The 12,257-nt window shown below is 69.1% G+C and carries 12 protein-coding genes and 1 tRNA gene; 1 reads left to right on the top strand and 12 read right to left on the bottom strand.

What is annotated here, in order from left to right:
• From HOP12_09835 to HOP12_09820, 4 genes are all read right to left on the bottom strand, one after another.
• Positions 1-199: hypothetical protein (locus HOP12_09835; GenBank protein ID NOT34456.1), on the bottom strand; the 199-nt coding region annotated here is incomplete at its 3' end.
• On the bottom strand, positions 196-1,620 hold the full coding sequence (locus HOP12_09830) for a hypothetical protein (protein NOT34455.1): 1,425 nt from the start codon (positions 1,618-1,620) through the stop codon (positions 196-198). The genes HOP12_09830 and HOP12_09835, both read right to left, overlap by 4 nt.
• On the bottom strand, positions 1,617-2,102 hold the full coding sequence (smpB, locus tag HOP12_09825; GenBank protein ID NOT34454.1) for an SsrA-binding protein SmpB: 486 nt from the start codon (positions 2,100-2,102) through the stop codon (positions 1,617-1,619). Before smpB ends, HOP12_09830 begins: the two co-directional genes overlap by 4 nt.
• Positions 2,103-2,164: 62 nt before the next feature.
• Positions 2,165-2,251, bottom strand: a tRNA-Leu gene (locus tag HOP12_09820).
• A gap of 149 nt (positions 2,252-2,400) precedes the next feature.
• Here HOP12_09820 and HOP12_09815 point away from each other — a divergent pair.
• Positions 2,401-3,777, top strand: coding sequence for a hypothetical protein (locus tag HOP12_09815; protein NOT34453.1), 1,377 nt, complete (start codon positions 2,401-2,403; stop codon positions 3,775-3,777).
• A 41-nt stretch (positions 3,778-3,818) separates the two neighbouring features.
• On the opposite strand, the gene HOP12_09810 is transcribed toward HOP12_09815, so the two are convergent.
• The 8 genes from HOP12_09810 to HOP12_09775 form a co-directional block, all read right to left on the bottom strand.
• The gene (locus tag HOP12_09810) at positions 3,819-4,757 is read right to left on the bottom strand and encodes a transketolase family protein (protein ID NOT34452.1); all 939 of its coding nucleotides are present in this window, start codon (positions 4,755-4,757) and stop codon (positions 3,819-3,821) included.
• A 64-nt stretch (positions 4,758-4,821) separates the two neighbouring features.
• Entirely contained in the window at positions 4,822-5,817 is a 996-nt protein-coding gene (locus tag HOP12_09805) for a transketolase (GenBank protein NOT34451.1), read from the bottom strand.
• 66 nt (positions 5,818-5,883) lie between these two features.
• Positions 5,884-6,522, bottom strand: coding sequence for a lamin tail domain-containing protein (locus HOP12_09800; GenBank protein ID NOT34450.1), 639 nt, complete (start codon positions 6,520-6,522; stop codon positions 5,884-5,886).
• Positions 6,523-6,733: 211 nt separating this feature from the next.
• The gene (locus HOP12_09795) at positions 6,734-8,341 is read right to left on the bottom strand and encodes a DUF2723 domain-containing protein (protein NOT34449.1); all 1,608 of its coding nucleotides are present in this window, start codon (positions 8,339-8,341) and stop codon (positions 6,734-6,736) included.
• Positions 8,342-8,405: 64 nt separating this feature from the next.
• Positions 8,406-9,578, bottom strand: a complete 1,173-nt coding sequence (locus HOP12_09790; GenBank protein NOT34448.1) for a pyridoxal phosphate-dependent aminotransferase — start codon at positions 9,576-9,578, stop codon at positions 8,406-8,408.
• A 21-nt stretch (positions 9,579-9,599) separates the two neighbouring features.
• Positions 9,600-11,000, bottom strand: a complete 1,401-nt coding sequence (locus tag HOP12_09785) for a hypothetical protein (GenBank protein ID NOT34447.1) — start codon at positions 10,998-11,000, stop codon at positions 9,600-9,602.
• On the bottom strand, positions 10,997-11,860 hold the full coding sequence (locus HOP12_09780; protein NOT34446.1) for a hypothetical protein: 864 nt from the start codon (positions 11,858-11,860) through the stop codon (positions 10,997-10,999). The genes HOP12_09785 and HOP12_09780 overlap by 4 nt, the downstream gene beginning before the upstream one ends.
• Positions 11,857-12,257: hypothetical protein (locus HOP12_09775; protein NOT34445.1), on the bottom strand; the 401-nt coding region annotated here is incomplete at its 5' end. The genes HOP12_09780 and HOP12_09775, both read right to left, overlap by 4 nt.

The following is a 12,257-nucleotide window of genomic DNA, read 5'->3' as shown; positions in this document are numbered from 1 at the left end:
CGCGTGTCGAGTCGGGCGCCGGCACTCCGCGCGGGGCCCGCGTCCGCCCGCGCACGCCGAGGAACGCCACCGCCACGAGCGCGAGCGCGAGCAGGAATGCGAGCCATGGACCCGGGCCGCCGCGCGCCGGAGTACCCAGTCCGCGCCGCGTCGTCACACCCTCGTAAGTCGGCTTCGAGGTCATGCGCTCGTCGCTCATCGATCGCCTCGCCAGGCCACGATGCCGTTCGCGATCGCCTCGACGAGGCGTCGGCGCCCTTCGGGGCGCGTCACGCGGCGGCGATCGGACGCTGCGCTCAACGTGGCACAGTCGAGCACCACTCCTGGAGCGTTGACGCCGAGGAATCCATACGGAAGGTACTCGCGAAGCCGCGTGGGTCCCTGGCCCGAAAGCTCGAGCGCCGACAGCACTGCTTCTGCAAATGCACGACTCGGGACCGCCTGCCGGGTCGCGACCTCTCTCCATGGCAGGATGCGCAACGAAGCGCGCGGGTTGGCGACCACGGGTTCCTCACTCGAGTCGTCGTCGGCTCCCGACCGAAACGTGGCCGGCGGACAGCTCGCGGTGGCACCGCGCGCCCCCTCGGTTGCGAAGCCGTCGAAGTGAAGCGACAACACCAGATCCGCTCGCGATCGATTCGCGATCTCGGCGCGCGTCTCCTGGCTCACGGTGACGTCGCGATTGCGGGTCAACACCACCCGCGTGCCCGGAAGGCGCCGCTCGACCTCGCGCGCGAGTTCGAGTGCCAGCGTGAGCGAGAGGTCTTTCTCCCGCACGCCTTCGGCCGCGGTGCCGGGATCGGTGCCGCCGTGTCCGGGGTCGAGCACCAGCACCTTGAGGCGTCGTGGCCCCGGTGGACCCTCCGGAGCGAAGCGTTCGAGTTCCGCGCCGCCGCGTGCGAACTCGAGAATGACGCGGCTCGGATTGGAGGCCGTGATCAGGCGAAAGCCCCGCGTGCCGCGATCCACCTCGAATTCGAGCGCGCTGCCGCCGAGCGTCGGAATCGAGCGCACCGAGCGGACCACGCCGCGGTCGAGTGTATCCGGCAGAGTGCCGGTGAAGAGACCGCCGAAGCGCACTCGAAAGCGCGCGCGCGCGCGCGATACGACGACCGTCTCGTCGGGGCGATCGACCGGCAGTGAGACGCGCGTGCCGCCCGCACTCGATGTGAACTTCGGCGTGCCCACACGTCCGCTCGGCGGCAACGCCACCACGCGCTGACGTTCGAGGTCGTGCGCGACCCTCACCAGCCCGCTCGCCGAAGTGATCGAATCGAGCGCGACCACCGGCACCTGCAGCTCGCCGTCGAGCGCGCTCGCGGGGGCGCCCAGATAGAACGTGGTGCCCGCGACCGTGGTGAACGGCGCATCCTCGACGAACACCAGCTCCCGCTCGCCCACCCGGAGCGTCATGCGGCGCCGCGCGCCATCCCAGAACTTGCTCGCGCCCAGCAGCCGCGCGAGATCGTTGATCGCGACGCTCGGCACGCCGCGCACCGAACGCACCGGAGCGGCGAGCGGACCTTCCTCGGGCGGTTCGGAACGCCAGTCGGCGCGTGCCGCGAGCGCGATCGGCAGCAGCGCGGCCACGGCCACGAGCAGCGCGAGTCGGGGCCTCATTCGCGACCGCCCCGGCGGGAGATGGCACGGGCGCGGTCCATTTCGAGACGCGCGTCCTTGGCGGCGAGCGTCGCGCGTTTGTCGTAGGACTTCTTGCCCTTGCCGACCCCGATCAGAAGCTTCGCGAAGCCATCCTTGAAATACAGCTTGAGCGGCACCAGCGTGTGCCCCTTCTGCGCGACCGACTTGTTGAGCTTCTCGATCTCGGTGCGATGCAGCAGCAGCTTGCGCTTGCGGACCGGGTCCTTGTTCCAGCGATTGCCCGCTTCGTAGTGCGGGATGTGCATCTGCATGACCCACGCCTCGCCGTTCTCGATGATCGCGTAGGCCTCGGTGAGGCTCGCCTTGCCCTGGCGCAGACTCTTGACCTCGACGCCGGCCAGCACCAGCCCCGTCTCGACGGTCTCGAGGATGAAGTAGTCATGGCTCGCGCGGCGATTTTGCGCGATCAGTCGATCGGGCGAGTCACGGTCGTTGGACATGGCGCCGGCCTTCCAGGGTGCGGCCGTCGCGGCCTGCGTCGGGCTCGCAGGGCGTTGTTGAATGGTGCGGAAGGGGGGATTTGAACCCCCACACCCTTGCGGGCGCTAGAACCTGAATCTAGTGCGTCTGCCAGTTCCGCCACTTCCGCACGCGAAGCCGGGCGCGGACCTTACGATGAAGCGCGACTGAGCGTCAACGAACTCGGGCAGGGGCTCGGCCCGTGGTCTGTCACAGCGCTCCGTTTGATTGGTTCCATCGGGTGGCGAGGCCGGTGGTCCCATCCACGAGGAGGAAGCCGTGACGACAACGCGACGCATTTCATGGATTGCAATTCTGCTGCTGGGAGCCGTGGGCTGCGAGCAGCAGGCCGCCAGTCTGAATCGCCTGGCACCCGCGACCGCGAGCGAAAACGCGCAGGCCCGGACTGCCGGAGGTGATTGCGATGGGCTTCCGACGGCACCCGAGAGCCAGCGCGTGGATCTCTACACGCCCGCGTTCCCGCACCCGACCCGGGTGACGAATCCGTTGTTCCCGATCGCACGACTCGATCGAGTGCTGATGCTGGGGAATTCCCATGGCGAGGCGTTGCGCGTCGAAACCACCCTGCTCGCACGCAATCGCATCATCGAACTCGGCAACGGTCGCCGAGTCGAGGCGCTCGTCAGTCAGTACATGTCTTGGGTGGATGGCCGCATCCACGAAGTCGCCCTCGATTGGTATACCCAGGACGACAAGGGCGCGGTGTGGTACCTGGGCGAGGACGTCTTCAACTACGAGAGTGGGCGGATCGCAGATCGAAACGGCACCTGGCTTGCCGGCCGCGATGGCCCGGCGGCGATGATCATGCCCGCCTCGCCTCGGGTCGGCGACGTGTGGCGCCCCGAGAACATCTGCGGATTCGTGTTCGAGGAGGTCATCGCGACGGAGATCGGCGTCACGGTGCCAGGCCCGCGCGGTCCGGTCCCGGGCGCGCTTCGGGTGCGCGAGCTTCACATGGACGGCACCTTTGAGGACAAGACCTTCGCCCCCGGCTACGGTGAGTTCTCGACCGGCTCGGGAGCCAACCTCGAGGCCGTCGCACTCGCGGTGCCGATCGATGCACGTTCGGGACCTGCTCCCAACGAACTCAAGTCGATGTCGCGCCAGGCCGCAAAGATCTTCCGAGCCGCCCGCGCCCGAAGGTGGGACGCAGCTTCGGACGCACTCGAGGATCTGATCGAAGCGTGGGAACGGCTCGAGGCTCACGGCGTCCCGGCGAGTCTGGTTGCGCCGACCGACGCGGCTCTCGAGGCACTGTCGGAGTCGGTCGAGGCACGAAACGCAGCAGGAGCGCGACAGGCCAGCATCGATGCCGCACGCGCGACGCTCGACCTCAGGCTCGTCTATCGCCCGCGAGCCGAGATCGATCTTGCGCACCTCGAGCTGTGGGGCCTCCAGTTGGTGGTGGACGCGGAGGCCAGGGACCGCGATGCGATTCGAGGGGACCTGGCCTCGATCCGGTGGATCCGCAGCCGCTTCACGCGCCCGAATCAAGGTGACGTGGACCGGCGGCTCGACGATCTGGAATCGAGCGCGGATTCCGGTGATCCGGATGCCACGAACGCTCGCGCGGAGCAGCTCTCGGCGTCGCTGGCGCGGATCGGCGTCAGCGAGGCGGACGCGAGCTTCCGGTAGAACGAGCGGGAGTCAGTCGGTCGGGCGCGGCCGAGTGCGGATCATCGCCCGCGCTTGCGGGTGAGGACGCGCTCGGCCGCCTCGACGATGTCCTTCGCACGCAGGCCGAACGCATCCATCAGCTCGGCGGGCTTGCCGGACTGACCGAAGCGATCGTGCACCGCGACGAACTCCATCGGCACCGGGTGGTTCTGGACGATCGTCTCGGCCACCGCACCCCCGAGCCCACCGTTCACCTGGTGCTCCTCGGCGGTGACGATCGCGCCGGTCTCTCGCGCGCAGCGGATCAGCAATTCGCGGTCGAGCGGCTTGGGGGTGTGCAGATCGACGACTCGCGCCGAGATCCCGCGGCCCGCCAGCTGCTCGTGGGCACGCAGCGCCTCGTAGACCATCACGCCGCACGCCACGATCGTCAGGTCGCTGCCGGGAGCGAACACCTCACCTTTGCCGAACGTGAACGGCGTGTCCTTCTCGGTCACGACCGGCACGTCCTCGCGTCCGAAACGCAGATACACCGGCCCCGGCGTGTGCGCGATCGCCATCGTCGCTTTGTAGGTCTCCCAGAAGTCGCACGGCACCACGATGCTCATGTGCGGGATCGAGCGCACGATGCTGATCTCTTCCATGGCCTGATGTGTCGCGCCGTCGGGACCCACCGAGATGCCGCCGTGCGCACCGGCGATCTTGACCGGCAGATTCGTATAGGCGACCGAGACGCGCATCTGATCGGCCGAGCGACACGAGGCGAAGGCTCCGTAGGTCGCGAGGAACGGGATCTTCCCCACCGCCGCGAGGCCGGCCGCCACGCACATCATGTTCTGCTCGGCGATCCCGACCTGGATGAAGCGCTCGGGAAATCGCTCCGCGAAGAAGTGCACCATGGTGGATTCCGACAGGTCGCCGACCATCACCACGATGCGTGGATCCTGCTCGCCCAGATCCACCAGCGCGCGGCCGAAGCCTTCGCGCGTCTTCTTCATCTCGACCTTCTCGGGCAGCGTGATCGAATGGGTCATGGGAGCGAATTCCCCGGCGGGTGAAAAGTCAGTGGGCGAGCAGGCGCTCGGACCATTCCGCGTAGCTCGTGCCGAGCTCCTTCAGCGCCAGCTCGGCCTGATCCATCTTGGGCGGCTTGCCGTGCCACTTGTAGTCGTCCGCCATGAACGAGACGCCCTCTCCCATCACGGTGTGCGCGAGCACCAGACTCGGCGAGCCACGATGCGCGCGCGCTTTCGCGAACGCCGCGAGCACGTCCGCCATGTCGTGCCCCTTGCACGGGATCACGTTCCAGCCGAACGATCGCCACTTCTCGTCGAGCGGCGCGATCCCCATGATGTCCTGGACGTCGCCGTCGATCTGCTTACGGTTGTAGTCGATGATGCCGCACAGGTTGTCGAGCTTGTAGTGCGCGGCGAACATCGCGGACTCCCAGATCTGCCCTTCCTGCTGCTCGCCATCTCCCATCACGCAGTACACGCGCCGCGGATGGCCATCCATCTTGGCGCCCTTCGCCACACCGCAGCAGATCGAGAGTCCCTGGCCGAGCGAGCCGGCCGACACTTCGATGCCGGGCGTGTCATGCGCCGAGGGGTGTCCCTGGCAGTGGCCGTCGAAGGCGCGGAACTTCATGAGGTCGCGCAGCGGGAAGTAGCCGCGTTCCGCCATCTGCGAGTAGATGACCGGCGTCACGTGCCCGATCGAGAAGTGCCAGAAGTCGCGGTCGGCCCACTTCGGATTCTTCGGATCGATGTTCAGTTCGTTGAAGAACAGTGCGGTCGCGAAGTCGGTGCAGGAGAGCGGGCCGCCGGTGTGACCGGTCTGCGACTTGGCGAGCAACGTGATGATGTCGCGGCGGATTTCGAGCGCCTTGGCCGCGAGTCTGTCGGCCGGCCACTCGAGCCGTCCGGCGCGATGCGCGGCCTCGAGCTCGGCGGACGAGAGCGTGATCGGGGACACGAAGCCTCCTCGGGCGGATGCGGTGGATTGCAGCCGCGGAAACCTACAATGCCCCACCGGACGAGGCAATGGCGCCGAGCGCATTCGACCGTGCGGGCCGGGGCCTGCAGCACCCCGGCCCACCGCGAGCGAAGCGGTGACGCGCCGACTTCACCGATAGCGCGACTTGAGTTCGCCCCAGGTCGCGGAGCGCGACGGCGTCATGCCGCAGTCGTTCGGCGCACCGGGCGTCGGCGCGCATCCGGTGCCGGGCGGCTGCAGACTGCCGGAGTAGGGATTGAGTGCGTCGAACAGCATCCAGAAGTCGGTTCCGGGGCTGCGCCCGACCGAGCGATCGGCCGCGGCCTGGTGCGAAGTGAACGTGTAGCCGTCGACGCGCGAGGTGTCGACACCGACCACCTGCCACAGCGTGACGCGATCCCCGTTGTTGCCGAGTGAGAAGCCGAACGCCGGCTGGGCGTTCGCACGCTCCCAGTCCCACGACTCTTTGCCGAAGATCACGCGATGCTCACCCGCCCCGAGCGTGCCGGTGAGCGCGATCCGCACCAGCGAGTCGCCGTCCATGATGAGATGGCCGTCGAGCGCCACCGGCGTGGCGCCGGTGTTCACGACTTCGATCCATTCGTCGTCGCGCGACGAGGTCAGGCCGTCGAGGTTCCAGTCCCGCGTGGGGCCGGCGCAGATCTCGCTGAGCCGCAGCGGAGACTCGGCGCACGCGCTGCGCGCGGCGACCGGAAGATGGCTACCGAAGACGATGGTGGCGAGGAGAAGCGCAGATGCCAGACGCATGGAGAACTCCGCAGGAGGCTGCAGTGACGGGGGCGGAGGATTGGAATGCAGAGCGCGCGACCGCGGCGATGCGAGTGCGGACCCGTGGCGTGCGGCGGCCGCGACGCTCGAGATCTCGACACTGCATGGCGTGTGCCGCTCGGCGATCGGTGCATCGCGCGGCGTTCGTGGCCGCCGCGGTCGCCACGGCGTGAACTCCGGCTCCTGAGCGTCACCGCCGTGGCGAGCGGGGCACCATCGGAGTCCGTTGCACGTAGATCCAGCGACCGCCCTCGAGCTGCAGCGAGTCGAGCGCCAGCGTGTGATCGGCGAGCGAAGCCGGATAACTCGCGAACACCAGCGGGTGCGAGTCGATCGGGTGGGCGGCCTGCCATTGGGCGATGCGAACGGCGAGTCCCTCGGGGCTCTGCGGCTCGAGCGTCAGATCGGGGCGCCGGTGTTCGACCACCTGCAGGTAGGTCAGGTTCATGAACTCGCCCCAGTAAGCACTCACCAACGCGTCGGCCGGCGCCTTCGACAGGAGATCACGCCCGAAACGCCCCGGTTCGACGAGGTCGTGCATGGACGGAATCAGACCCGGCCGCGGATAGGCATCGAACGACTCCTCGGTCATGCGAAACCGCCACGGCCCGATCGGGTGCACGTCGGCGTACACGCGAGTCAGGTGCGCGGGAGCCGCGAGCAGCGCGATCGCCACTCCCACGACGACCAACGCGAATGCACGGCGTGCGGACGCGATCGCCTCGAAGCGTCCGAGCGCCGCATCGAGTCCGAATCCCGCCAGCAACATCGCCATCAGCGTGAGCGGCATGAGGACCAGCAGCAGCACCGGTCCCGCCCCGACCACCGCGGCGAAGGCGAGCGCCACTGCGAACGCGAGCGCGACCGCGAGCGTCGCCGGCGGCGGGCGGCGCAGCAGCGCCACGACGCCGACCGCCATCCACACCACCACCAGCGGGCCGAGCTCGAACAACGTCAGCTTCGCAATCGACTCGAGCACCCGCCGGGCGATCGAGCGCGGATCGAGGTCGAGCGGCGGCGACGGATAGTTGTTGCGTCCCAGCACCAGCCACTTCACGCGCTTCCATGAGGTGTCGAAGTTCGGATCGGGGTGATTCAGCGGGTTCGCGACGATCTGGATCATGTGAAAGTGGTTGTAAGGACGCGGCTGGTGATCGAGCCACACCAGGTAGGAGTAGGGCGCGATGCCGAGCACCCATGCGAACGCCAGGGTGGCGAGTCGCAGGAGGCCGCGGGGCCTCCCCCGCAGCGCGCGCCACGCGAGCGCGAGACCCAGGATCGAAGCCGGCGCGCCGAAGCTCAGATGCCCGGTGAGCGTGAGGCCGAGCAGGAAAGCGGCGAGCAGCAGGTGGGGCGTGCGTCCCGTCCGCAGCGCCACGATGCCGCTCCACAACGCGAGCAGCGCCATGGCCACACCGAGCGTGTAGACCTCGGGGCGCTGCGCGGCGCGCCAGAACGTGAAGCTCAGGCCGTAGACGCCGGCCGCGATCGCGGCCGCCGCGAGGCGAATTCCGAGCGTGCGCATGACCGCGAACGCGAGCGACACCGAAACGGCGCCGCACATCACACTGATGAGCGTGATTCGAAACGCGGGATCGATGCCCGGCAGCGGCGCGAACAACCGTGCGAGCAGGACGAACGTCGGGTAACCGGTGCCGTGAGGAATGCCGTCGGTGAGCCCGACGATCTGCATCTCCGCGCTGTCGCCGAACATCACCGAAGGCGCCGCCGTCACGAGGTAGATCAGGAAGAACGCGACGAACAGCGCGAGCGCCGTCAGGCGGGAGGGCGAATTCATGTGCGGTCGCGAAGCCGGCGGCGGGCGGCGACGCGACGCGCCGTCGCCCGCCCGACACCCGACGCTAGGCCTTCACGCGCGTGCGCAACAATTCGTCCATCTGCTGGAGCGCGATCTGGATGTTGGCCAGCGAATTCGCGGTCGAGAAGCGGATGAAGCCCTCGCCGTGCGATCCGAACGAAGCCCCGGACAGGCATGCCACTCCCGCATCCTGCAGCATCATGTCCGCCAGTTCCTTGCTCTTCATTCCGGTGCCGCGGATGTCCGGGAACACGTAGAACGCACCCTGCGGATTGAAGCACTTGACCCCCGGCAGCCGGTTGAGCCCGATCACGAACGCGTCACGTCGCACCCGGAATTCCTCGACCATTGCGTGCGCCTCGTCCTGCGGGCCGGTGAGCGCCACGAGCCCCGCCTTCTGCACGAACGTCGCGGTGCAGGAGTTCGAGTTCGTCATGAGTCGCGCGACGTGCTTCGCGAGCGACTTCTCCATGATGCCGAAGCCGAGGCGCCAGCCCGTCATGGAGTAAGTCTTCGAGAAGCCGTCGAGCACGATGGTGCGCTCGGCCATGCCGGGCAGCGAGGCGATCGAGAGATGCCTACCCTCGTACTGGATGCGTGCGTAGATCTCGTCGGACAGGATCGCGAACGAGTGTTTGCGGGCGATTGCGGCGATCGCTTCGACGGTCTCGGGCTTGAGCACCGCGCCGGTCGGATTGTGCGGCGAGTTGAGCACCAGCAACTTGGTGCGCGAGGTGATCTTCTTCTCGAGGTCGGCGACGTCGAGGTCGAAGTCGTTCTCGGGCCTCAATGGCAGAGCGATCGGCTTGGCACCGATGAAGTTCGCGACCGACTCGTAGATCGGAAAACCGGGGTTGGGGTACAGCACTTCGTCGCCCTCTTCGAGCAGCGCGAGCATCGCGAAGAACATGATCGGCTTGGCGCCGGGCGTCACCACGACGTTGTCGGCGTCGCACGGAATGCCGCGCTCGCGACTCCAGATCTCGGCGATCACCTTTCGGAACTCGGCGAGCCCCGCCGAGGGCCCGTAGTGTGTGAAACCGGCCTCGAGCGCCTCGGCCGCCGCCTGCCGGATGTAGCGCGGCGTGTCGAAGTCGGGCTCTCCGATCTCGAGGTGGACGATGCGCCGGCCCTGAGCTTCGAGCGCCTGCGCTCGCAGCAGCACCTCGAAGGCGGTTTCAGTCCCCATGCGGCTCATGCGCTGCGCGAATTCCATGTCTCCTCCTCGACCAGGGTCTCAAGGGTCGCGCGAGGCCGACGGCGTTCGGCGCGTTCCCGTCCAATCCAGGCTCCAGTGCGGCTGTGTGTGTCGCGCAGTTTCGTCGAGGGCGAGGCTCGCCCGCAAGCGCCCGCCGAAGCCCGGCGCGCCAACTTCGAGTCGCGTTCGGCGTCCGGAACCGGCCCGCGAACGCAGCACCAGTCGGTCGGTATCGGATTCGGGGAGCCACACGCGATCGCCGCGCGTGGTGCGGTAGGCCGAGTGCGCGAGTGCCACCTCGAGCCCGGCCCCGGGCCGCGCCTCGATCCGCACCGAGGACAGCGAGCGCGTCAGCGCGCGCGCGAACGGGCGCGCACCCCAGACCTCGGAGCGTATCGCGAGCCGCAGGGGACCCGGGGCGCTCCACCACTCACCCCAGCCGGCCTGTCGCCACGCGTCGTCATCACTGCGGTCGCGACGCGTTCCGCGCTGTTCCTCGAAACCGATCGACAGCGTGGACGCATGCGGGAGCACAGGCGCCAGCTCGAGCGCCATGCGACTCCCCGCGCGTTCGCCACCGAATGACCACGCCGACAGGAGCCCGCGCCACGCGAGCACGCGTGAGCGCGTGAGCAGCTCGAAGGTGACCGCCCGGGACGGACCGCGCACGCCGAGCGTGGTCGCCGCGTCGAATTCTCGATGCCCGGCCAGGAATCCGAGTCGCGCCACCCGGTGCGCCGCCGTTCGCTCGAGCTGAATCGCACCGCGCCACGACCCGACGCGGTCCAGCGCAAGTTCGGCGGCATGCGCTCGCGACTCGGTGGCGATCGAGAGCCGCCGAGAGCGTCCGCGATCGCCCACTCCCCCGATCGCCAGCGGTCCCCAGCTGCCGCGTACCCCGGCGACCTCGCGACGTGCGATGCGGGCCCCGATCGCCTCGTAGGAGCGGCCACCCTCGCGCGACCAGCGCAAACCCTCGCCCGAGACGGCGCGGCTCTCGAGCGTGCGCAGCGCGTCGTGATCGAGTTCCGTTCCCGCCACACCGAGTTGCGATCGCCACGGCTCGCGGGGGGCTCCGAGCACCAGCCCGCACCCCCATCGCGGCCGAACGCGGCCGAGCGCCAGCCGACCTCCGAGTCCGGCGGCGCGCAGCGCAGCGCCGGCGACTGGATCGTTCTCCCCGCTTCGCACGTCCGCGTCCAGCGCGCCATCCTTGAGACGTACCCGGCGGCGCCGGCGCGACAGTCGACTGCCCTGTCCATCGGCGCCGAAGCCGACCTCGACGGCATCGAGCGCCAGTGAATCCGCGGTCTCGTAGGCAACTTCGGAGGCATCGGCGCCTGCGGTCGGCGGTTCGACCGGCTCGGCGCCGCCACGGGCGAACGCGAGCGCGAGCGCGAGAATCGAAACGCTAGCGGGAGTGATCGCGGAGCGCTTCACGGCACGAGGTCCGCGCGTTCCGGGTTCGCGGATCGCGAAGACCCAAAGGCCAGCGCCGCACGCAGCGTGGTACCGAGCTGCGGATGCTCCTCCACGTCGAGCCTCAGCGTGGTCTGCGCCAGCCGCAGCGCGAGTCCGGCTCCCGCGCGAAACGGATGATCGCGGCCCGTCACCCAGCACTCGGTGCGGCCCAGGTCGCAACCCGCGCCCAGCGCCACCGACGCCCCCGCGGCTTCGCCTGCGAGCGGCGCCGACTGATGCGAGAACCACGCGAACAAACCGGCGGTGCGCCACTCGGCGCCCCATTCGAGCCCGCGCGCAAGCGGCGCCGCCGCGCCGTCGCTCCACAGCGAGGGCGCCGAGATCCAGGCGCGCACGTCGCGCGATGCACGCACCCATCCGCCGGCGCCGGCCTCGAATCCCCAACCGGGCGCGTCGAGGTCGAACGCAAACTCGAGTGCCCGATCGCGGCGCGCGACCGTTCGCATCGCCGCTCCGCCCGACTCGGTCTCGAGGCCGCTCGCCCCCGCGATCGTGGTCCAGCCGAGCTCTCCGTCGCCGGTCTGCGAGATCCCCGCAGCGAGTGCGAGACCCCGCCAGCGCGCACCGACCGCGAGCGCACGCGTCGAGAGCTCTGGCACTCCGAACCAGCTGATGAAGCCGCTCTCGACCACGAACCGAAGCCCGCCCCGGTCGGGTGGGCCGGCATGCCCGAACGGCGCGGATACGCCACGCTCGAGCCATCCCGCCGCCGGTGACGCGAGCGGCGAGGCCTCGGGCAATCCGAAGTCCTGAGCTGCCGCATCGCACCCCGAGGCACACGTGAGCGCCATCGCCAGCCACGCCACGCGTCGACTCACGGTCCGGCCTTCACGACGCGAAACGGCCGTGTGGTGCCGAGCGTCGCATCGGCGTCGCCACCGCGCGCTTCGAGCGCCATGAGATAGAGCCCCGGCGCGAGATCGCGAGGTGTCCATCGCGTCTCGCCGCGCGCGGTGACGCGCGCCTCGGACAGCGCGACCGCGGCCGGTCGCCCGGCCAGGTCGAAGACTCGCAGAGTCACCCGCGCGCCCGACCACGGGAGCGACCATGAGAGTCGCAACGGCTCGCCCGGACGCACCCGCGACGGCGTGAGTTCGAGGGCGCCTGTCAGCGGCGGCAGCGTGAGCGGCGGCGCGAGCGGCGTACCCGACAGGTCTGCGGTCGCCGACCACAGATCTCCTTCGCGACGCTCGGTCGTCACACCGGGAGGAACGC

Source organism: Candidatus Eisenbacteria bacterium, from assembly GCA_013140805.1.
Lineage (GTDB): Bacteria > Eisenbacteria > RBG-16-71-46 > RBG-16-71-46 > RBG-16-71-46 > JABFRW01.
This window is presented reverse-complemented; position numbering and strand designations above follow the sequence as displayed.

Excerpts from the sequence above, each read along its gene's own strand:
- HOP12_09830 (NOT34455.1), bottom strand. The coding sequence starts at position 1,620 with ATGAGGCCCCGACTCGCGCTGCTCGTGGCCGTGGCCGCGCTGCTGCCG.
- smpB (NOT34454.1), bottom strand. The coding sequence starts at position 2,102 with ATGTCCAACGACCGTGACTCGCCCGATCGACTGATCGCGCAAAATCGC.
- HOP12_09810 (NOT34452.1), bottom strand. The coding sequence starts at position 4,757 with ATGAAGAAGACGCGCGAAGGCTTCGGCCGCGCGCTGGTGGATCTGGGC.
- HOP12_09805 (NOT34451.1), bottom strand. The coding sequence starts at position 5,817 with ATGCGCTCGGCGCCATTGCCTCGTCCGGTGGGGCATTGTAGGTTTCCG.
- HOP12_09800 (NOT34450.1), bottom strand. The coding sequence starts at position 6,522 with ATGCGTCTGGCATCTGCGCTTCTCCTCGCCACCATCGTCTTCGGTAGC.
- HOP12_09795 (NOT34449.1), bottom strand. The coding sequence starts at position 8,341 with ATGAATTCGCCCTCCCGCCTGACGGCGCTCGCGCTGTTCGTCGCGTTC.
- HOP12_09790 (NOT34448.1), bottom strand. The coding sequence starts at position 9,578 with ATGGAATTCGCGCAGCGCATGAGCCGCATGGGGACTGAAACCGCCTTC.